The sequence below is a fragment of the Sphingopyxis sp. BSN-002 genome (assembly GCF_022024275.1).
Taxonomy (GTDB): Bacteria; Pseudomonadota; Alphaproteobacteria; order Sphingomonadales; family Sphingomonadaceae; genus Sphingopyxis.
Map to the genome: position 1 here is coordinate 1,032,046 of NZ_CP091804.1, position 21,325 is coordinate 1,053,370.

Genomic DNA, 21,325 nt, shown 5'->3' on the forward strand with positions numbered 1-21,325 from the left:
CGCGGCTGGCAAGCTGCCAGTCGCAGGATCAGATCGCCGGAGTGCGATTCTCTTCGTCGGTGGGCAGCGACTTGAAGATCGGCCATTCGAGCATGTCGCCGCCATCCTTGCAGATGCGCGTCGAAAGGGTCTTTCCCGCCTTCCTGACGATCAACCCGCCATATTGCGCAGCCGTGTCCAGCTCGATGTCGGGGCCTGACCCCGCGGTCCAGTGCGCAAAGACGATATAGTCGTAATCGCCGTTCACGAAACGCAGCGTCTGGTCCTCGCCGCGCGGATAAAGCGTACGATGATAGAAGACACGGCGGCTCTTCGCGTCGGCGACGATCCGCAGTTCTGCCTTCGTCTTCGTGCCATAGCGATAGACGAGCGCCTGCCCCTCCTGCGTCACGCGCAACTGCTTCGCGCCGAAGCTGCATTCGAATACCGGCCCCGAAAGAACAGTCGGCGCCGGTGCCGCCATCGCAAGGGCGAGCAGCAGGCTCACGGGTAGCCGGGAGTCCGGATCGGCTCGGGGATCGGAATGAATTCCTCACTGTCGCCGGGGACGAGCGGGAATTTGCGGTCCTTCCAGTCGTGCTTCGCTTCGTTGATGCGGTCGCGCGACGAACTGACAAAATTCCACCAGAGATGGCGCGGAGTCGTGAAGGCTTCGCCGCCGAGCAGCATCACGCGCGCATCTGTCGAAGCGCGCAGCGTCATCGCCTGCCCCGGCTTCAAGATGTAAAGGCTGTACCGCTCGAGCGCTTCGCCATCGAGGCTGGCGTCCCCCATCGCGACGAGCACCGCGCGCTCGTCGGCCTCGGCCTCAATAGGCAGGCTGGCGCCGGCGTTCATCATGATGTCGGCATAGATGGTCGCCGCGTGCTGCGTCGTCGGCGCGGTCGCGCCCCACAGGCTGCCCATGATCACCCGCGCCGAGACATGGCCATCCTCGACGAGCGGCAAGTCCTCAGCCGCGACGTGCTCGAACGCCGGGTCGATCTCTTCCTTGCCGTCGGGAAGCGCGAGCCAGGTCTGCATGCCCGAGATCGGCGAACCGGTGCCGCGTTCGACCTGCGGCGTGCGTTCCGAATGGACGATTCCGCGCCCCGCGGTCATCAGGTTGCACGCACCCGGCCGGATCGTCGCATAAGTGCCGAGGCTGTCGCGATGATCGATCGCGCCCTCGAACAGATAAGTCAAAGTCGACAGGTTGATATGCGGGTGCGGGCGAACGTCCATTCCCTGCCCGATGTCGAAATGCGCCGGGCCGAACTGGTCGACGAAGATGAAGGGGCCGACCATCGTCCGCTCCTTGTCCGGCAAGGTCCGCCGCACGTCGAACGCGCCGATGTCGTGGGTCGAGGGAGTGATGACGGTGAACATCAGCCGAGCCTTTCCAGCGTCTTTTTCGTCTTTCCGGTTTCGACATTGCCCGTGTTGAGCGTCGAATTGGGTTCGAGTAGCACGACATGACACTCGCCATCGACCGCTTCGGGGCAATGCTCGATGCCGTGCGGGACGATGATGAACTCGCCCGGCCCGACGATCACGTCGCGGTCGCGGAAACCCATCTTCATCTTGCCGTGCACGACGAGGAACAATTCGTCCTCCGCGTCATGATGATGCCAGTCGAACTGGCCGGCGAACTTCACCAGCTTGACCTGGAAATTGTTGATGTCGCCCGCGACACGCGGATTCCAGTGATCATGGAAGGTCGCAAAGGCCTCGGCGAGATTGACCTTGTCGATCACACGCCCCTTTTGTTCACCCATTAGGACTCAACCTTTTCGATCGAGGCGACAACACGATAAAGTTTATCGCGCAGCGCCACGAAACTTAGGCCTCTATCCATGCTCGACGCAATGTCGATAGTAACAATCTTACCATTGAATAGAGTAACGCAGCTAACTGCTCGAATTTTGGCCGCGTCGCGCTTCGCCGCGACCGTCATAACCTGCCCCGTATAAACGCATAACTCATCTCGGCCGAGAGGTGTCACCGCAAATTCAGCTTCGATTTGCGCGCCTGTTTGAGCTTCGGTTTTTCGTTCGATTTGGGCGACGTATTCGGGCGACTCTTGTCTTTCGACATATTCTTGGCTGCCCATTTTTTTCGTCAGAACGGCTAGCAACTCCTCGCGCGTTCGTTGCGGGGGATCATAATTCTTCAAATATTTCAGATATATAAAATCCTGGTCGTTCGGCCCTTTGCCGACGGTGTCGCACAGGAAAACGAAGGCGAGTTTTGCCAAAACTACGCCCGCTTCGTTCGTCTCGTCGCGCGTGTACAGCGCCGGAAGATTCCGAGTTCTGCAATAACCAGTTGGAACCGGCATAGAATAGCCCTCACCTGCAATATCAAAGGACAGCACAGGGACAGGCGACGGCGGAGCAACAACCACTGGGGGCTGAACGGGCGACATGGCGCCCAAAAGCAAGGCAGACAGAATCATAACTGTCCCTCTCCCGGTGCCGTCGCCTTTATTGCCAACGCATGGACGCGCTGCCCTGGCAGGTCGCCGAGCGCCTTGTTCACCGCGCGCTGGCGCGCGACGCGGTTCTGGCCGGCGAAGCCTGCCCATTCGATGCTCAGGCTGAAATGCGACTCGCCCGACCCGTCGTCGCCGGCGTGGCCGTGATGCTTGGCGCTATCGTTGCTGAGGAGGAAATTGGCGTCGGGAAAGGCTGCGATGAGCAGGCTTTCCATCTCTTGCTGTACGGGGCCTTTGTTGCTCATGGGGTTGACCATAGGCCGTCCATCGCCAAATTATAAGAGCTCCCGAAGGACAGGTCCCGCCCCCCGATTCCGAAAGCCCCGTGTGTCGTCTTCCGCCCGCTCCCCCCGATTTCACGGTCGCATTCCGCGTGAAGCCGCCTGCGCGGTTCCCGGCTGCCGCGAGCCCGGCGAATTTCGCGCGCCCGTCTCCTCGCACCGGTCACCCGACGGCCCGCCGCCGTACCGTTATCTTTGCCTCGACCATGTTCGCGAATTCAACGCGGGCTATAATTTCTTCGAGGGCATGAGCGCCGACCAGATCATGGCGGCACAGTCGCCGACCGCGGGCTGGGAGACCGAAAGCCGCGCCTTTCGCCCCGCGGGCAGCGCCGACCTGCCGCCGCGCTGGGCCGACTTCAAGGATCCGATGGACGCGCTCGGCGCGCGCTTTCGCCAGCGGATGGACGAGGCGCAGCGCGAGGCGGCGAACCCCGGCCTGACCCGCGAGGAACATGCCGCGATGCAGCTACTCGCCCTGCCCGCCGACGCCGACCGTGCGGCGCTGAGGCGGCGCTACAGCGAACTCGTCCGCAAATATCATCCCGACCGGAATGGCGGCGACCGCAGCTTCGAGGCGAGACTCGGCGAGGTCGTTGCGGCATATCAGTTGCTCAGAAAAACGAAGGCGTTCGCATAGGAGGGAAATATGGCCGACCTGAACGAAGCGAGGATCGAAGTCGTCCGCCGGCACATGGCGCTCGAGATCACGCACGACTGGGACGGCGTCCTCGCTACCTTCGAGCATCCGCGCTACGAGCTGATGGGGCCCGGCACGATTTTCGACGGCGAAACCGCAGTGCGGTCCTATTTCGCCACCTCGCGCGAACCCTTTCCCGATCAGGCGAACGAGGTAATCGCGATCGCAGCCGACGAAAGCACGAACACGGTGCTCGTCGAATTCTGGCTGACCGGCACCCACCTCGGACCTCTCAAACTCGGCCTCCGCACGATCGAACCGACAGGCAAGGCGTTCCGCATCCGCATGGCGGCGAGTTTCGAATTCGCGCCGGGCAGTGACAAGATCGTCTGCGAACGGCCCTATTACGACCAGTCCGCGGTGATGAAGGCGCTCGGCCTGCTCTGAATAAGGCGTTGCAAGCCGCAACCCATAGCGATACCGCGCTGGCGAAGCGCCGCCTGCGGCGACTCTCCCTGATCAAGATCGCTGGACTTTTGACATGACCGATATTCCGAACAGCCTTCCCGACCATCACGGCTCGACGCTCCTCGGCGCGCCCGATACCGAGGTGAGCGCGCGCGAGATGTTCGGCGTCGATATCGACATGATGGTCCCGGCGTTCAGCGAGTCCGACGAGCGTGTGCCCGACCTCGATCCGGCTTACGTCTTCGACGGCGACACGACGCTCGCTATTCTGGCGGGCTTCAAGTTCAACCGCCGCGTCATGGTCCAGGGCTACCACGGCACCGGCAAGTCGACGCACATCGAACAGGTTGCCGCGCGGCTCAAATGGCCGTGCATCCGCGTCAATCTCGACGCGCATATCAGCCGTATCGACCTCGTCGGCCGCGATGCGATCGTGCTGCGCGACGGCCAGCAGGTTACCGAGTTCCGCGAAGGCCTGCTCCCCTGGGCGCTGCAGACGCCGACCGCGCTCGTCTTCGACGAATATGACGCGGGCCGCCCCGACGTGATGTTCGTGATCCAGCGCGTGCTCGAGGCCGAGGGCAAGCTGACCTTGCTCGACCAGAACCGTGTGATCCGCCCGAACCCACATTTCCGCCTGTTCGCGACCGCGAACACCGTCGGCCTTGGCGACACGAGCGGCCTCTATCACGGCACGCAGCAGATCAACCAGGGCCAGATGGACCGCTGGAACATCGTCGTCACGCTGAACTATCTGCCCGCGGCGACCGAAAGCGCGATCATTCTCGCGAAGGTTCCGGGCACCGACGACACGACCGTCGGCAATATGGTCAAGGTCGCCGACCTGACGCGTCAGGGCTTCATCAACGGCGATATTTCGACTGTGATGAGCCCGCGTACCGTGATCAGCTGGGCGCAGAATGCCGCGATCTTCAACAATCTCGGTTTCGCGTTCCGCCTGTCGTTCCTGAACAAGTGCGACGAGGCCGAGCGGATGATCGTTGCCGAATATTATCAGCGCGTGTTCGGCGAGGACCTGCCCGAAGGCGTGATCGGCAAGTGATCGCCAAGCGCCACCTGATGGTGGCGTCCGCTGCACTGGCGCTGACCGGCTGCGTAACCCCGGTCGACTATGGCAAGGTACCGCATGCGGCCTATGTCGCCGACCCGCGCTGCACCGCACAGCCGGGCGCGGCGGTCGACGAGACGGCGCTGCCGCTTTTCTTCGTGACGAGCCGTCTGCCAGATTGCCGCACCGATCGCATTGCGTTGCTCAATCATCGCGGCGACACGGTCCGCTATGGTCGTTTCGCGAAGCCGGTCGACATGGAGATCGGCGGCAAGAAGCACTTCCGCACCCCGATGGCGTTTCAGGACGAGGGCGACTGGTGGCAGGCGCTGCAGGCCGAGACCGACCGCAAGCAGGGCCGTGTGCTCCTTTACGTTCACGGCTATCGCGAGACGTTCGAGACGACGTCGAAGGACGCGGCGCAGATCGCCCGCATGACCGGCTTCGACGGCCCGGTGATCGAATATAGCTGGCCCTCGCAGGGAGAGGTGCTGAAATATGCGGTCGACGAGACGAACATGTACCACGATGTCCGCAATTTCCGCGACTTCCTGCGCGGACTTGCCGACAAGCCGTGGGTGAAGGAGATCGTGATCGTCTCGCACTCGCTCGGTGCGCGGCTCGTCATACCGGCGATCGGGACGGTCGACCGTGTATCCCGGCGCGCGGACCGGACGGGCAATATATCCAACATCATCCTCGCCTCACCCGATATCGACCGCGAGACTTTCGAGCGCGATATCGTCGACGAGGTGCTCGCGCCCGATCGCGTCGCGCAGGGCCGGCACATCACCATCTATGTATCGGCGAAGGACAAGGCGCTCGCGGTATCGCGCGCAGTGCATGGCTATCCGCGGCTGGGTTCGCCCTATTGCTTCGATCCGTTCGAGGCGGCGGATCTGAAGGCGAAGGGGCTTCCCGAGCGTTGCTATGTCACCGCAATCCCCGGCATCACCGTCGTCGACACGACCGAGGTGTCCCGCGGATCGACGGGACACAGCAATTTCCTGCGCAGCGCGGTGGCGTGCCGCGATTTCGTCGATGCCGTGCAAGGCAAGCGGACACGGCCGGAACGTGTCGCGACACGGCTGCCCTATGTGTTCTGGCTGAAGCCCGATCCGGTATCGCCGAAGGACCTCGACGAGACGATCTGCAACCGCGACCCGTCCTAACCAAACCCGCACATGATAGCGAAGTTCGCGAGCCAGACGACCGGCCCCTCGCCGGTCCAGAGCCACAGGCCCGCAACCGCGACGACAGCGAACAGCGCGAGCGCGATCCAGTCCTGCCGCGCGAGCCTCATGCAGGCTGCAGCCGTTTGACCGGCGCGTCGGCGATCGGCAGGTGGACGAGCCCTGCGAACAGGCCGAGCGCGATCGCGAAGCCCCATGCGATATTGTAGCTGCCCGTCGCGTCGAAGATCAGCCCGGCCATCCATGCGCCGAAGAAGCTGCCGACCTGATGGCTGAGGAAGACGATGCCGTAGAGCATCGAGAGATAGCGGATGCCGAAGATGCGCCCGACGATCCCGCTCGTCAGCGGCACGGTTCCGAGCCAGAGGAACCCCATCGCGGCGGCAAAGACCAGCGCACTCGCATGGCTGAGCGGCAGAAAGAGGAAGAGCGCGATCACCGCCGAACGCGCGGTGTAGAGCGCCGACAGCACATATTTCTGCCGCAGCACGTCGCCCGCGCGCCCGAACACATAGGAACCGAGAATATTGAACAGCCCGACGAGCATCAGCACCTGCGCGCCGACGCCGATCCCCAGCCCCTTGTCGTCGAGATAGGCCGGCAGGTGCGTCGCAATGAAAGCAATATGGAAGCCGCAGACGAAGAAGCCCGCATTGGGCAGCCAATAGCCGCGATGCGCCATCGCCTCGCGGAGCGCCTCACGCGCGGTCTGCTCCTCGACCTCGAGCGTGCCCGGCGCGTCGGTCCGTCCCGCCACGCCGATCGCGAGCAGGCCGCACAGCGCGACGAGGCCGACCATGATCCACAATGTCTGGTGATAGCCGATATCGCCGAGCAGCCACGAGGCCAGCGGCACGACGAGGAACTGGCCGAGCGAGCCGCCCGCGGTGACGATCCCGAACGCGCCGCTGCGCTTTTCCGGACTGACGACGCGGCCGACCGCACCGAGCACCACGACAAAGGTCGTCGCCGACTGCGCCATACCGATCAGTAGTCCGAAGCTGAGATGAAGTCCGATCGCATCGGTCGCGAAGGCCGCACCGACGAGACCGGCGGCGTAGAGCAACGCTCCGGCCAGAACCACGCGCCCTGCTCCATGCTTGTCGGCAAGCGCGCCGACAAACGGCTGGACGAGTCCGAACAGCAGGTTCTGCAACGCCATCGCAAGGCCGAAGTCCGACCGGCTGATGCCGATATCGACGCTCATCTGCGGCAAAAACAAACCGAAGCTCTGGCGGACGCCCATCGCCAGCGTGACGATGAACGCCGCGCAGACGATGACGATCCAGGACTTTTTCATGGGGGAGAGTGCGGGGGAGGACATGAAGCGGCGATGCTCCCCTGCCCGCCGCGGGTCAAGCAAGCATAGATATCTTCCCCGCAAGCCCAAAGCTGGTTAGAGCCGACTCGAAATGTCCACCCAGTCTCCCCTCGACGACCTGAAGGCCGCGCTGTCGAGCGTCGCGCGCGCGGTGACCCGCGACCCCGAGGTCGAGGTCGGCTTTACCGCCGATGCGCCGGTGCAGATCGGCAAGGCGATCAAGGTGCCCACCCCGTCGCGTACGCTGCCGCGCGATCAGGTCGCCGAAGCGCGCGGCTTTGCCGACAGCTATGCGCTGCGGATGAAGCATCATAGCGACAGGATCCACAGCGCCGCCCGCCCGTCCGAACCGCTCGCCGCGGCGGCGTTCGACGCGATGGAGCGCGCTCGGGTCGAGGCGCTCGGCGCACGCAATATGGCGGGGATGCGTCAGAACCTCTCGGCGTCACTCACCATGCGGATGCGCAGCGACCCGATCAGCCGCGCGCAGGCCCGGGAAGACGTGCCCATTTCGAGCGCGCTCGAACTGCTGATCCGCGAAGCGCTGACCGGCGAGCAGGCGCCACAGGGCACCGAGACCGGACTTTCGCTCGTGCGCGAGTGGATCACCAAGGAAGCCGGCGGTGATCTCGATGCGCTCGCGATGCTGATCGACGATCAGGCAGCCTTCGCCGAGACCGCGAAAATGGCGCTCCGCCACCTCGACCTCATATACGGCGACGAGCCGATGGACGAAGGCAGCGAGGACACCGGCGAAGAGGATGAATCCGAGGCCGACGAGAGCCAGGAAGAACAGGAAAGCGAAGACGGCGGCAGCGGCGAAAGCCAGGTCGACGCGCGCGCCGAAATGTCGGGCGATCAGGCCGACGACGGCGACAGCGATCCCGACGCACAGGAGATGGAGGCCGACGGCGAGCCAGAGATGGGCGGCGAAGGCGATGAGGGCATGCTGCCGGTGCGCCCGAACCGCCTGCCGACCGACGTCCCCGATTTCAACTATGTCCGCTTCACCGAAAAGCACGACGAAATCGTCGCCGCGACCGAGCTTTGCGATGCCGACGAACTGACGCGCCTGCGTGCCTATCTCGACCAGCAGATGACGCATCTGCAGGGCGCGGTGACCAAGCTCGCGAACCGCCTTCAGCGCCGCCTGATGGCGCAGCAGAACCGCGCATGGGATTTCGATCAGGAAGAGGGCCAGCTCGACGCCGCTCGCCTTGCCCGCGTCATCGTCTCGCCCGGCAGTTCGCTGTCGTACAAGATCGAACGCGACACCGACTTTCGCGATACCGTCGTCACGCTGCTGATCGACAACAGCGGTTCGATGCGCGGCCGGCCGATCAGCATCGCCGCGATTAGCGCCGACATTCTCGCGCGCACGCTCGAACGTTGCGGCGTGAAGACCGAGATTCTGGGTTTCACGACGCGCACCTGGAAAGGCGGGCAGAGCCGCGAGGATTGGCTCGCAGCGGGACGCCCTGCCCATCCCGGCCGCCTCAACGACCTTCGCCACATCATCTACAAGCCCGCCGACGAGCCCTATCGCCGCGCGCGCAAGTCGCTCGGGCTGATGATGCGCGAAGGGCTGCTGAAAGAGAATATCGACGGCGAAGCGCTGATGTGGGCGCACCACCGGATCATCAACCGCCCCGAGGAACGCCGCATCCTGATGGTGATCAGCGACGGCGCGCCGGTCGATGACAGCACGCTGTCGGTCAATCACGGCGCCTATCTGGACCAGCATCTGCGCCAGGTGATCGACTGGATCGAGAACCGCTCGCCGGTCGAGCTCTGCGCGATCGGCATCGGGCACGACGTCACGCGCTATTACAGCCGCGCGGTAACAATCATGGACGCCGAACAGCTCGGCGGCACGATGGTCGAGCAGCTTGCGGGTCTGTTCGACATCGACTGAGCGGGTGACTGGCCCGAAACGGGTCGCCACGGGTGGGTGACAAGCCCTTATGCCCTCGTTACAAACCGTTCCGGAGCAGCAGGGACTCGCGGACCACGACGGGTGCCGCTGCATCATCATTGTGCTGATGGGTCGCCGGCACGGACTGAGGACCGCACCATAGAGGGTGCCGGCTGAGGGGGCGACTGACCGTGAAAAAAGCATCCGACCTGTTCATCGAGTGTCTGGAAGAAGAAGGCGTCGAGTATATCTTCGGCGTTCCGGGCGAAGAGAATCTCGACTTTCTCGACAGCCTGTCGCGATCGACCAAGATCAAGCTGATCCTGACCCGCCACGAACAGGGTGCCGGCTTCATGGCCGCGACTTATGGCCGCCATACCGGCAAGACCGGCGTCTGCCTCGCGACGCTCGGGCCCGGCGCGACCAATTTCGTCACCGCTGCAGCCTATGCGCAGCTCGGCGGGATGCCGATGATGATGATCACCGGACAAAAGCCGATCAAGAAATCGAAGCAAGGCCGCTTTCAGATCCTCGACGTCTGTTCGATGATGTCGCCGATCACCAAATATACGCACCAGATGGCCTCGTCGGACAATATCCCGAGCCGCGTGCGCGAAGCCTTCCGTCTCGCCGAGGAAGAAAAGCCGGGTGCGGTTCATATCGAACTGCCCGAAGATATTGCCGACGAGCATACCGACTCGACGCCGCTGAAACGCAGCCACTCGCGCCGCCCGAACGCCGATGTGAAGTCGATCCGCGAAGCCGTGAAGGCGCTCGAGAAGGCGAAATCGCCGGTCCTCGTGATCGGGGCGGGCGCAAACCGCACGATGACCAGCCGCATGCTGCTGCAGTTCATCGAAAAGACGGGCATCCCGTTCCTGACGACCCAGCTCGGCAAGGGCGTGATCGACGAGCGGCACCCGAAATTCCTCGGCTGCGCGGCTCTCTCGGCGGGCGACTTCGTCCACCGCGCGGTCGAGGCGTCGGACTGCATCGTCAATCTGGGTCACGACGTGATCGAAAAGCCGCCCTTCTTCATGAAGCAGGGCGGCCCGACCGTGATCCATGTGTCGAGCAAGACCGCCGAGGTCGATCCCGTCTATTTCCCCGACATCGAGGTGATCGGCGACATCGCCAATGCGGTCTGGCAGATGAAGGAAGACATCGTCCCCAACGGCGGGTGGAAGTTCGACCATATGCTCGCGTTCCGCAAGGCCGAGGTCGAGCATACCGCGCCGCTCGCCGCGGACGAACGCTTCCCGATCTTCCCGCCGCATCTGGTTCAGTCGATCCGCGACGCGATGCCCGACGACGGGATCATCTGCCTCGACAATGGCGTGTACAAGATCTGGTTCGCGCGCGGTTACACCGCGTGCAAGCCGAACACCGTGCTGCTCGACAATGCGCTGGCGACGATGGGCGCGGGCCTGCCGTCGGCGATGATGTCGGCGATGGTCTATCCCGACCGCAAGGTGATGGCGATCTGCGGCGACGGCGGCTTCATGATGAACAGCCAGGAGATGGAGACCGCGGTGCGCCTCGGTCTCAACCTCACCGTACTGATCCTCAACGACAGCAGCTACGGGATGATCCGCTGGAAGCAGGCGAATATGGGCTTCAAGGATTGGGGCCTGACCTATGGCAACCCCGATTTCGTCAAATATGCCGAAAGCTATGGCGCCCACGGGCACCGCGTCGAAAGCGCCGCGCATCTGAAAGAGCTGCTCGCGCACACGCGCGATACGCCGGGTGTCCACCTGATCGACTGCCCGGTCGATTACACGGAGAACGACCAGATCCTGAACATCGACATCAAGAAGCTGTCGAAGGAACTCTGAGGGTCCCCGTTCGCCCCGAGCTTGTCGACGGGCCGTTTTTGTCTTCAAGGAAGGACAGGGCTTCGACAGGCTCAGCCCGAACGGAGTAGGTAATGAAACTGAAGGACGTCTATCCGCTCTATCTCAATAACAAGGCGGTGCAGCCGAACACCGACCTCGAGGTAATCGACAAGTTCACCGGCGAGGTCGCTTTCCGCACCGCGCTGGCGACCCCCGATGTGATCGACGAGGCGATCGCGGGCGCGGTCCGCGCCGCCGAACCGATGGCCCGGCTCGCAAGCTTCGAGAAGCAGGACGTCCTCAATCATTGCGTGAAGCGCTTCCGCGAACGCTTCGACGAGCTTGCCTATGCGCTCTGCGTCGAGGCGGGAAAGCCGATCGCCGACAGCGAGGGCGAGGTTACGCGCCTGATCGACACGTTCCGGATCGCCGCCGAGGAAGCGACACGCAACTATGGCGAAGTCCAGCCGCTCGACGTTTCGGCGCGCGCCAAGGGCTATATGGGGATGTGGAAGCGCGTGCCGATCGGCCCGTGCAGCTTCATCTCGCCGTTCAACTTCCCGCTGAACCTTGCCGCGCACAAGATCGCCCCCGCCATCGCGATCGGCTGCCCTTTCGTGATGAAACCCGCGTCGCTCACACCGCTGGGAGCGATCATCATGGGCGAGGTGCTCGCCGAGTGCGATATCCTGCCCGAAGGCGCGTTCAGCATCCTGCCCGCGAGCCGCGCGGGCGCCGACCTGTTCACCACCGACGAGCGATTGAAGCTGCTGAGCTTCACCGGCTCGCCGGGGGTTGGCTGGGACCTGAAAGCCAAGGCCGGCAAGAAAAAGGTCGTGCTCGAACTCGGCGGCAATGCCGCGGTGATCGTCGACAAGGACGCCGACCTCGACCATGCGCTCGCCCGGATCATCTTCGGCGGATATTATCAGTCGGGGCAAAGCTGCATCCACGTGCAGCGCACCATCATCCACGAGGATATCTACGACACTTTCCGCGACATGCTCGCAGCCAAGGTCAAGATGCTGAAATCGGGCGATCCGAAAATGCGCGAAACCTTCATCGGCCCGATGATCTCGGCGAAGGAAGCCCAGCGGCTGAAGGGCTGGATCGACGCCGCAGTCGATGCGGGCGCGACCCTGCTCGCGGGCGGAGGATGCGAAGGCAATATGCTTGAGGCGACATTGCTCGAAAACGTATCGGGCGACACCGACGTGGTGCGCGAAGAAGCTTTCGGCCCCGTCGTCGTCTTGTCGAAGTTCAGCAAGTGGGAAGACGCGCTCGCCGAGGTCAACGACAGCAAGTTCGGGCTGCAGGCTGGCATCTTCACGCGCGACATCCACAAGGTCCTCGAAGCTTGGGATCATCTCGACGTCGGCGGCATCGTCGTCAACGACGTGTCGAGCTACCGCGTCGACAATATGCCTTATGGCGGCGTCAAAGACAGTGGCCTCGGCCGCGAGGGCGTACGTTTCGCGATTGAGGATATGAGCGAAATCAGGAACCTGGTCATCCGGCGAACCTGATTGGCTCGCTCCTCGGGCAGCATGTGTCCAAAAGGCAACGTCACAGAAGTGAAGTCGAACTTTCTTCATAGTGTCGCGGCTTCGGGCCGCACGCTGTAACAAAACTCCTGTCTAGGCCGTGGGCAGCCAAGGCTGCCTACGGAGTACGACATGGCCTCGATCTCGACCCTGCCGATCCCCGCCCGTTTCCCCGATCCGTTCACGACCGACCCGCATATTCCCGAGCGCGTGATCGGCGAACGGCGAAGCTATCGTACGGTGTGGGTCAGCGACATTCACCTCGGTACGCGCGGCTGCAACGCGCCGCTGCTGATCGATTTCTTCGACCATGTCGATTGCGAGACGCTCTACCTAGTGGGCGACATCATCGACGGATGGCGGCTCAAGAAGCGGCACTTCTGGCCGCCCGAGCATAATGACGTCGTCTGGCGCGTCCTGAAACGCGCGAAGCGCGGCACCCGCGTCGTCTATGTTCCGGGCAACCATGACGAGATGGTGCGTCCCTTCGACGGCTTCGATTTCGGCGGCGTCGAAATCCGCCGCGAAGCGGTGCACGAAACCGCCGACGGCAAAAAGCTGCTGATCGTGCATGGCGATGAGTTCGACGCCGTGATGCTCGCGCACCGCTGGCTCGCCTTCGTCGGCGACGCGGCCTACACCGGGCTGATGAAGTGCAACGTTGTGGTCAACTGGGTCCGCAACAAGCTCGGCCTGCCCTATTGGTCGCTGTCGCTGGTCGCCAAGCACAAGGTCAAGAACGCCGTCCAGTTCATCGGCCGCTATGAAGAAGTCGTCGCGCATGCGGCGCGGGCGCGCGGGGTCGACGGGGTCGTCTGCGGCCACATCCACAGCGCCGAGATGCGCGAGATCGAGGGCGTCAATTACTATAACGACGGCGACTGGGTCGAAGGCTGCACCGCGCTGGTCGAACATCATGACGGCACGATGGAAATCCTCCACTGGGCGGAAGAAGTTGCAGCACGGAGCGTGCCGGCGCAGCTCGAGCTCCCGGCCCCGGCCAAAGCGGCATGAGAATATTGATCGTCACTGACGCTTGGGAGCCGCAGGTGAACGGTGTCGTGCGCACGCTTCAGGCGACAATCGCCGAACTGCGGGCCGGCGGGCATGAGATCGAGGTGATCTCGCCCAACCTGTTCCGCTCGATCCCCTGCCCGACCTATGGCGAGATCCGTCTCGCCTTTGCCGGGCGGCGCGCGGTGGGGCGGCGCATCCGCTCTTTCGCGCCGCAGGCGGTCCATATCTCGACCGAGGGGCCCCTCGGCCTGGCGGCAAGGCGCTGGTGCCTGGACAAGAAGGTGCCCTTCTCCACCGCCTATCACACGCGCTTTCCCGAATATGTCGCGGCGCGGCTGCCCGTTTCGCCCGCCTTCGTGTGGCGTTTCATCCGCTGGTTCCACCGCCCCGCGCGCAACATCATGGTCGCGACGCGCAGCCTCGCCGCCGAACTGGCCGAACAGGGCCTCGACCAGACGATGATGTGGGAGCGCGGCGTCGATCACGCGCTGTTCCATGCTGACCGTGCCGCCCCGGCCGCGTTCGACGGCCTCGTCCGCCCGATCCAGCTTTATGTCGGGCGCGTCGCGGTCGAGAAGAATATCGAAGCCTTTCTCGACACCCGCCAGCCCGGCACCAAGGTGATCGTCGGCGACGGACCGGCGCTTGCAGAGTTGCAGGCGCGTTATCCGGACGCCGTCTTCCTCGGCAAGCTCGGCGGCGAGGCGCTCGCCGCGGCCTATGCCGGTGCAGACGTCTTCGTATTCCCCAGCCGTACGGACACCTTTGGTCTTGTCGTCATCGAGGCACTGTCGTGCGGAACCCCGGTTGCCGCCTATCCTGTTCCGGGGCCCGGGGATATCGTCCGCGACGGCGCCGGAGCGCTCGACGAAAATCTCGACAAGGCGATCGCCGCAGCTCTGGCGTGCCGCCGCACCGACGCCGCCGCGCTGGGCGCGCGGTACAGCTGGCCCAATTGTACCGCGCAGTTCGTTCAGGCGCTAACCTTCGTTCCGGTCGGCACGCCGACCGAAACCCCGGTGGGCGCACCCAGTCTCGCCTAGAAGGCCTTGCGCCACTCCAGCTCGACATAGCGGCCAAGCGGGTCGGTGTAGCCCGGCTGATAGTTGAGCGGGACGATGCCGTTCGCGTCGGTGATCTTGCGCTGCGCGTCGAACAGATTGTCGATCGACAGGCGCAGGCGCGAACCCTTCAGGAACGGCAGACTCTTCGTGATCTCCGGCTTCTGGCTGAAGTCCATGAAGAAGCGCAGGTTGAAGGTCGCGAGGTCGCCGAACTTCAGGTCGCCCGCGCTGCCGCCGACGACGGTGCTACCGCTGTCGTACTTCGCGCTGACGCGCGCGCCCATCCCCTTGTAGAAGACACCGCCGTCGAGTTCGACGAGATGGCGGTTGCTGCCGCCGCCGCTGCCCGTCGCCGAGCCGTTGAGCAGGTCGAGTTCGGGGATGCCGGGGCCGATCAGCACTTTGTCGGTGAGCTTGATGGTGTGGTAGAGCGAGACCTGCCAGCGCCCACCCTGCGGCTGCCCGAACATCCCGCCGCCCGGACCGCCGCGACCGCGGAAACCGCCACCACCACCACCGCCCGGGCCACGGCCGGCGCCCGGCGGCGGACCGCCCTCACCGCGCGGCGCGCCGCCGGGTCCGCCGAGGCCCTGTCCGCCGCCCTTGGGCTGTGCAAAGCTCTTGCCGAAGTTGAAGCCCCAGCGGATCTGTGAATTCTCTGCGCGGTCGTAATTGACCGGGCGCTGGTCGAGCGCGATCAACACGCCGTTCGCGTCGCGGATCGCACGGCCGGGAAACGCCGCCTCGATTTCGGGCGTCAGCAGCGGGAAACTGTTCGCCGTGTCATAGCTCTTGTTGCGGTTGTAGTTGATCGAGAGATCGAGCCCCTCGATCATCGGCGGCGACCAGTTGAGCCCGATCTTGAGATCGCGGCGACGTTCGGTGAGCAGAAACGGATTGCCCCCGCTCGTCGTCGTGATGCGCACCGTCTGACCGGTCGCAAAGTCATAATAGGTGACGTCGGGCGTCGTCAGCGGCGCGGCGCCGAGTTGTGTCACGCTGGGCGCCGCCTCATCGCTGTTGAAGCTGGTGACGATCGAGAAATTCTTCGACAACACCCAGTTCAGGCTGGCGCCCCAGCTCTTCAGCGTCTCGAAATCGCTCGGCTTTTCGACCTCGGCGCTGAGGTTCGCCGACAGGCGGATTGGCCCGGCATGATATTCGGGATCGAGCAGCGGGATATTGAGCGAACCAAAGACGCTCGGCAGATCGCGCGACAGGTCGCTCGTCGTGATCGTCGCACCGCGCTCCGACCGGCTGTCGTAGCGCAGCCCGCTGTAGCTGCCGGTTACCGAGGCGCGAACCGGTCCGGCCCAGCCGTCGCCGAGGCTGCCCGAGAAATTGACGTTGCCGCCGAAATTCTGGCTGCTGCTGTCGAAGCGATCGCGGGTCGTGCCGATGCGGTCGGTGAAGATGCGCTGGTCGGAATCGCTGTAATTGCTTGTCGCGGCCCAACGCCAGTCGCCGAGCATCCCGTTGACGCTGGCAGTAGCGGTGATGTTCTGCGTCCGGCTGTCGCGGCGCAGCGGATCGCTGACCCCGCCAGCGCCGGGGCCGAGCAGCGAAAGACTGTCCGTCTGGTCGAAGCGCAGATTGAGCGACGCATCGGTCACCTTGTTCAGGCTGCGCTGGATCGTCCCGTCGATCGAATAGGTGTCGGTCGCCGGAAGCAGGCTGCGCGCGACCGCTTCGGCGGCGTCATTCGTCGCGGGGTCGTAGCGCAGGTCGCGCTCGCTCTCACGCAGGATCGTCGCATGTTCCCAGCCCGCGTTGATGTTCACGCGGCCGTTCTTGCCGATCATCAGGAAGCTTGGGTCGATCTCGCTCTGGAAACGTCCGCCCTGCGTCGGGATGCCGCCTTCGGCTTCGACGGCGATCTGACGGAAATTCGGCTTGAGCACCAGGTTCACGACGCGGTCGGTCGCAGCATACCCATATTGCAGCGCGACCTCTTCGGGGAAAATCTCGACCTTCGCGATCGCTTCGGGGGGCAGGTTGCGCACCTCGCCAAAGCCGCCGATGCGGCGACCGTTGACGAGGATGATCGGCCGGCCGCTGCCGCGTCCGCGTCCCGAGCGTGTCTGCGGCGCGAGCGCATCGAGCAGTTCCGAGACGTTCGAAACGCCATAGCTGGCGATCGCCGCCTCATCGAGTTCGGCTTCGGCCGCGATATCGGTGTCGAGTTGTCCTGCAAGCCGCGGCGCGGTGACGACAATCTCGTCCTGATCATATTGATCGTCGTCCTGATCCGCAGGCGCCGCGGCAGGCTCGGCGGGTTGATCGACCGCATCGACAGCAACTGCAGCCGCCGTCTCGGTCTCTGCCATAGCCGGCATCGCCAGCGAGGCGCCCGCCGCCAGAAGCAGCGCGCGGGTCGAAAGGGAAAGACGATATTTTTTCATTGGAGGAGAGGCCTTGTTTCTTTTCTGTCTTGGCTTTTTCTTGTCACGCCGGGGCTTAACACCCGCTGACGCCGCCCTTTGTTCGCGGTTCAGTTATGTCGCAATTGTCGCAACAATGTGTCGAGGCGACGCCTCTTCCACGAACGGCCCATATCGACCGCTGGACAGCAGGGGCGCGCCTCTTTATCGGCCAGCCATGCCGACTCCCGACTCTCCCGCCGCACCTGAATCGATCCTGATCATCGACTTCGGAAGCCAGGTCACCCAGCTGATCGCCCGACGCGTCCGCGAAGCCGGCGTCTATAGCGAGATTGTTCCCTTCAGCGCCGCCGAGGCCGCACTCGAACGGATGAAGCCCAAGGGCGTGATTCTCTCGGGATCGCCTGCATCGGTCCCCGCGACCGGCAGCCCGCGCGCCCCGCAATCGGTGTTCGACAGCGGCCTCCCCATCCTTGGCATCTGCTACGGACAGCAGGTGATGAGCCAGCAGCTCGGCGGCCAAGTCGAACCCGGCGGTGCCGACGGCGAACGCGATGGCGAATTCGGCCGCGCCTTCCTGACCGTCACCGAACCCTGTGTGCTGTTCGACGGACTGTGGGAGGTCGGCGAGCGCCATCAGGTCTGGATGAGCCACGGCGACCGCGTCACAGAGTTTGCGCCGGGTTTCCGCATCGTCGCGATCAGCGACGGCGCGCCCTTCGCGCTGATCGCGGACGACGAGCGCCGCTATTACGGCACGCAATTCCACCCCGAGGTGGTTCACACCCCGGACGGGGCGAAACTGATCGCCAATTTCGTCCGCCATGTCTGTGGCTGCAGCGGCGACTGGACGATGGCCGAATTCCGCGCCACCAAGATCGCCGAGATCCGCGAACAGGTCGGCGACCAGCGCGTGTTGTGCGGTCTGTCGGGCGGCGTCGACAGCGCGGTCGCAGCGGTGCTGATCCACGAGGCGATCGGCGAACAGCTCACCTGCGTCTTCGTCGACCACGGCCTGTTGCGCATGAACGAGCGCGAGCAGGTCGAGCGCCTGTTCCGCGACCATTACAACATCCCGCTCGTCGTGGTGGATGCCGAGGAGCGCTTTATGAGCGGCCTCGCAGGCGTCACCGACCCCGAGGCAAAGCGCAAGTTCATCGGCGGCGAATTCATCAACGTCTTTGAGGAAGAAGCGAAGAAGATCGGCGGCGCCGACTTCCTCGCACAGGGCACGCTCTATCCCGACGTCATCGAGAGCGTCAGCTTCACCGGCGGACCGAGCGTCACGATCAAGAGCCACCACAATGTCGGCGGTCTGCCCGAGCGGATGAACATGAACCTCGTCGAACCCTTGCGCGAACTCTTCAAGGACGAAGTAAGGCTGCTCGGCAAGGAGCTGGGACTTCCCGATATCTTCGTCGGCCGCCACCCCTTCCCCGGCCCCGGCCTCGCGATCCGCATCCCCGGCGAAGTCAGCAAGGACCGCTGCGATATCCTGCGCAAGGCCGACGCAGTCTATCTCGAAGAGATCCGCAATGCCGGCCTCTATGATGCGATCTGGCAGGCATTCGCGGTGCTTCTGCCCGTCAAGACCGTCGGCGTGATGGGCGACGGTCGCACCTACGACCATGTCTGCGCGCTGCGCGCCGTGACCTCGACCGACGGCATGACCGCCGACATCTACCCCTTCGACGCGAGCTTCCTCAGCCGCTGCGCGACACGCATCATCAACGAGGTTCAGGGGATCAACCGCGTCGTGTACGACTATACGTCGAAGCCGCCGGGCACGATCGAGTGGGAATGAGATAATCGAGAATCTTCGATATATTATTTTTTATTTACAGGCGATTACGCCGCGCACCGGATACCGTAAATTCTGCATCATCAACGAGCCGTAACTCGTTGAATCCTGCACCGTTCACGTCAAATGCCGAATTCATAGCAACATAATTGACGGTATTTTGGGCCCGATTTTCCGCCAGGTATCGCATAGGGCGGACAAGACAGCTGACAGCTCGCAGGCATTCAGAGCGTAGGGACGACGTGTCCAATCATTGTTTGCCGCCATTCAACAGGCTCCGCCGATCAATGTGCAGCACCGCCGACTGGCCGGTAGATGACCGTCAGCCTTCAGGTCATGCGCGGGCGCACGCGGACCTTCATGAATTGATGCTTCGGGGTGGTCCCGCCAACAGATTGGAGAACAGGCCCGCAACCTGTTCTGCCACGGCATCTTCGCTCTCAACGCCAAGTAGGCCGGGCACCATCTGCCCTTCGATCAGCAGCGTCGAAAGACCCTGCATCATCGACCAGCCGGCTACCGCCGCCACTTTGGAATCGAGCGCCGTATCGGTTCGTCGACTTGTCAAATCAAGCACCGCTGCGCCGAAGAGCTGCGCGGCCGCGATGCGCGCATTGGTCAGTTCGCGGGTCGGCGTCGCGCCCGTAACCTCCTTGTTCCCGATCAGGCGAAACAGCCCGGGGTTGCTGACCGCGAACCTGACAAAGCCGACGCCAAGAAGGCGGTGGCGCTCCGCCGGAGTCTCCGCTTCGGCGGCCGCCTCGACCATCTTGTCGTGCAGCTTCCAGAAGGCGCGCGATGCGACGGCCATCAGCAGCGCCTGCTTGTCGGGGAAGTGGAAATAGGGCGCATTGTGCGACAAGCCCGCAACCCGCGCCACTTCGCGAATGCTGATCGTCGCCTTGCCCGTGCGTTCGATTTCGGCGGTCGCGACTTCGATCAGCTTTTCACGCACGCCCGGATTCTTTCCGGTCTGTTCGGCCAGCGGCTCTCCGGCGCGGGGCAGAGAGGACGCCAGCCCCAATATATCCTGAAACTCGGCATTGTCCGCAACGTCGGGCGCGATGTCCGGACGATATTTGCTGATGTCGTCGATCGTCAGCGTCGATCCGGCGGCGACGCTCGCAGCCTGAATTTCGGGATCCATGAACGGCGCGGTGTCGAAATAGTCGGCGGCATAGATCACCCAGCCGCCCTTGTAGCGCCGGATGCTGCTGCCGCGCGTCATCACGACGCGTTCACCGCCCGGCAGCACCGCCACCTGGCGCCACTCGCTATACGACATATCGCCGTCGAACACCGGCTTCTCGGTCAGTTCGAATTCGATATGGCCAGCCTTGGGCATCACATCGGCAAGCCAGTCGTGGATAGCCTTGCGCCCGTGAACCTCGCCGAAGATCGGATCGATATAGACCGAGTCCGTCGGATGCAGCAGCGCGCTGAACTCCGAATAGAAATCGGCGCCGCGCGGCTGTTCGAAGATCAGATCGTGAAGGTCGCGGTTCGACAGGCCGGTCGGACGATCGGCGGGACCCTTCGCATGATTGGCGCGCCATGCCGCCGCCGCCTTCGACAACTTCGCGGGCGGCGCGGTGCGAACCCAGGCTTTGGTGGGCACCCGCGGCCAGTCGGGCAAAGGCGCGACGCGCTCGCCCTGCTTTTCCCGAAAGGCCATGCCCATGCGGATTGGTGTCGTGTCGAAGAAATCGACAGCATCGCGCACCCAGCCGTCGCGATAGCGTCGAACGCTGACGCCGCGGACGATCTTCACCCACTCACCGTTCACCGGCTGCGTCAATTGCCATTCGTCGATCGACGTCCCCCCTTCGCTATCGTCGAGGAAAGCAGCGGGGAATACGGGGTCGAAGCTGGCGCCACTACCCTGCCCCGACATGATCGGGACGAGCCAGGCGCGGATCGCGCGCTGGCCGTGCAGATCGCCGAAGAAGGGGTCGATATAGACCGACTTTTCGGGGTCGAGCATGTCGCTGTGAACTTCGAAGAAACGTTCGCCGAGCGAGCGGTCGTTGATTACCGAGTGGATGTCGCGATGCGACAGCCCGCTGGGCGTTCCGACGAAGCGCGCGGGATCGAGCGGTTTGCCCTTGGTCTCTTCACGATAGTGGTCAATCCACGCCTGCGCGGCCGGGCTATGGTCGGGACGCCATAAAGTCTGCTGTCGTTCCAGCGCAGCCTTGGCCTCCGCGGTTCGTTCCATATGCGTCTCGCTCTGATCTGGTTTCGCCATAGCGCCGCTACCCGCGACGCACAGCAACAATGCGATTCCGATGCGCCTGATCATGTCCATGCTCCCCGG

Annotated in this window: 19 protein-coding genes; 10 read left to right on the plus strand and 9 right to left on the minus strand. The window is 63.8% G+C overall.

The window, feature by feature from the left end:
• Positions 1-28: 28 nt before the first annotated feature.
• The 5 genes from L7H23_RS05190 to L7H23_RS05210 are packed head-to-tail and all read right to left on the minus strand — an operon-like array spanning position 29 to position 2,691.
• A complete protein-coding gene (locus L7H23_RS05190; RefSeq protein ID WP_237838291.1) occupies positions 29-487 on the minus strand; it encodes a hypothetical protein in 459 nt (152 codons plus the stop codon).
• Positions 484-1,368, minus strand: a complete 885-nt coding sequence (locus L7H23_RS05195) for a pirin family protein (protein WP_237838292.1) — start codon at positions 1,366-1,368, stop codon at positions 484-486. The genes L7H23_RS05190 and L7H23_RS05195 overlap by 4 nt, the downstream gene beginning before the upstream one ends.
• A complete protein-coding gene (locus L7H23_RS05200; protein ID WP_237838293.1) occupies positions 1,368-1,757 on the minus strand; it encodes a cupin domain-containing protein in 390 nt (129 codons plus the stop codon). The genes L7H23_RS05195 and L7H23_RS05200 overlap by 1 nt, the downstream gene beginning before the upstream one ends.
• Complete coding sequence (locus L7H23_RS05205) at positions 1,757-2,437, minus strand: hypothetical protein (protein WP_237838294.1); 681 nt, start codon at positions 2,435-2,437, stop codon at positions 1,757-1,759. Before L7H23_RS05205 ends, L7H23_RS05200 begins: the two co-directional genes overlap by 1 nt.
• Positions 2,434-2,691 carry a BolA family protein gene (locus L7H23_RS05210; protein WP_237839121.1) on the minus strand — a complete coding sequence of 86 codons (258 nt, stop codon included), beginning with the start codon at positions 2,689-2,691 and terminating at the stop codon, positions 2,434-2,436. Before L7H23_RS05210 ends, L7H23_RS05205 begins: the two co-directional genes overlap by 4 nt.
• 112 nt (positions 2,692-2,803) lie before the next feature.
• On the opposite strand from L7H23_RS05210, the gene L7H23_RS05215 reads away from it, so the two are divergent.
• The 4 genes from L7H23_RS05215 (at position 2,804) to L7H23_RS05230 (ending at position 6,106) form a co-directional block, all read left to right on the plus strand.
• Complete coding sequence (locus tag L7H23_RS05215) at positions 2,804-3,397, plus strand: J domain-containing protein (RefSeq protein ID WP_237838295.1); 594 nt, start codon at positions 2,804-2,806, stop codon at positions 3,395-3,397.
• 9 nt (positions 3,398-3,406) lie between these two features.
• Positions 3,407-3,844 carry a nuclear transport factor 2 family protein gene (locus L7H23_RS05220; RefSeq protein ID WP_237838296.1) on the plus strand — a complete coding sequence of 146 codons (438 nt, stop codon included), beginning with the start codon at positions 3,407-3,409 and terminating at the stop codon, positions 3,842-3,844.
• Positions 3,845-3,938: 94 nt separating this feature from the next.
• Positions 3,939-4,928, plus strand: coding sequence for a cobaltochelatase subunit CobS (gene cobS / locus L7H23_RS05225; RefSeq protein ID WP_237838297.1), 990 nt, complete (start codon positions 3,939-3,941; stop codon positions 4,926-4,928).
• Positions 4,925-6,106 carry an alpha/beta hydrolase gene (locus L7H23_RS05230; RefSeq protein WP_237838298.1) on the plus strand — a complete coding sequence of 394 codons (1,182 nt, stop codon included), beginning with the start codon at positions 4,925-4,927 and terminating at the stop codon, positions 6,104-6,106. The genes cobS and L7H23_RS05230 overlap by 4 nt, the downstream gene beginning before the upstream one ends.
• Here the strand turns inward: L7H23_RS05230 and L7H23_RS18515 are convergent.
• A complete protein-coding gene (locus L7H23_RS18515; RefSeq protein WP_275671225.1) occupies positions 6,103-6,237 on the minus strand; it encodes a hypothetical protein in 135 nt (44 codons plus the stop codon). The two genes, L7H23_RS05230 and L7H23_RS18515, sit on opposite strands and share 4 nt — an antisense overlap.
• Positions 6,234-7,427, minus strand: a complete 1,194-nt coding sequence (locus L7H23_RS05235) for an MFS transporter (RefSeq protein ID WP_237838299.1) — start codon at positions 7,425-7,427, stop codon at positions 6,234-6,236. The genes L7H23_RS18515 and L7H23_RS05235 overlap by 4 nt, the downstream gene beginning before the upstream one ends.
• A 112-nt stretch (positions 7,428-7,539) precedes the next feature.
• Here L7H23_RS05235 and cobT point away from each other — a divergent pair, with 112 nt between their 5' ends.
• The 5 genes from cobT to L7H23_RS05260 all read left to right on the plus strand — a co-directional run bounded on the left by cobT (position 7,540) and on the right by L7H23_RS05260 (position 14,805).
• On the plus strand, positions 7,540-9,363 hold the full coding sequence (cobT, locus tag L7H23_RS05240; RefSeq protein WP_237838300.1) for a cobaltochelatase subunit CobT: 1,824 nt from the start codon (positions 7,540-7,542) through the stop codon (positions 9,361-9,363).
• Between the two features lie 191 nt (positions 9,364-9,554).
• Positions 9,555-11,201, plus strand: coding sequence for an acetolactate synthase large subunit (locus L7H23_RS05245; protein WP_237838301.1), 1,647 nt, complete (start codon positions 9,555-9,557; stop codon positions 11,199-11,201).
• A gap of 92 nt (positions 11,202-11,293) precedes the next feature.
• Positions 11,294-12,727: an aldehyde dehydrogenase family protein gene (locus L7H23_RS05250; RefSeq protein WP_237838302.1), complete on the plus strand. Its 1,434-nt coding sequence runs from the start codon at positions 11,294-11,296 to the stop codon at positions 12,725-12,727.
• A 150-nt stretch (positions 12,728-12,877) separates the two neighbouring features.
• Entirely contained in the window at positions 12,878-13,759 is an 882-nt protein-coding gene (locus L7H23_RS05255; protein WP_237838303.1) for a UDP-2,3-diacylglucosamine diphosphatase, read from the plus strand.
• Positions 13,756-14,805: a glycosyltransferase family 1 protein gene (locus L7H23_RS05260; RefSeq protein ID WP_237838304.1), complete on the plus strand. Its 1,050-nt coding sequence runs from the start codon at positions 13,756-13,758 to the stop codon at positions 14,803-14,805. Before L7H23_RS05255 ends, L7H23_RS05260 begins: the two co-directional genes overlap by 4 nt.
• On the opposite strand, the gene L7H23_RS05265 is transcribed toward L7H23_RS05260, so the two are convergent.
• Positions 14,802-17,228 carry an ABC transporter ATP-binding protein gene (locus tag L7H23_RS05265; RefSeq protein WP_237838305.1) on the minus strand — a complete coding sequence of 809 codons (2,427 nt, stop codon included), beginning with the start codon at positions 17,226-17,228 and terminating at the stop codon, positions 14,802-14,804. The two genes, L7H23_RS05260 and L7H23_RS05265, sit on opposite strands and share 4 nt — an antisense overlap.
• Before the next feature lie 196 nt (positions 17,229-17,424).
• On the opposite strand from L7H23_RS05265, the gene guaA reads away from it, so the two are divergent.
• Positions 17,425-19,011, plus strand: coding sequence for a glutamine-hydrolyzing GMP synthase (gene guaA, locus L7H23_RS05270; RefSeq protein WP_237838306.1), 1,587 nt, complete (start codon positions 17,425-17,427; stop codon positions 19,009-19,011).
• Between the two features lie 355 nt (positions 19,012-19,366).
• On the opposite strand, the gene L7H23_RS05275 is transcribed toward guaA, so the two are convergent.
• The gene (locus L7H23_RS05275; protein ID WP_237838307.1) at positions 19,367-21,310 is read right to left on the minus strand and encodes a nuclear transport factor 2 family protein; all 1,944 of its coding nucleotides are present in this window, start codon (positions 21,308-21,310) and stop codon (positions 19,367-19,369) included.
• Positions 21,311-21,325 lie beyond the last annotated feature (15 nt).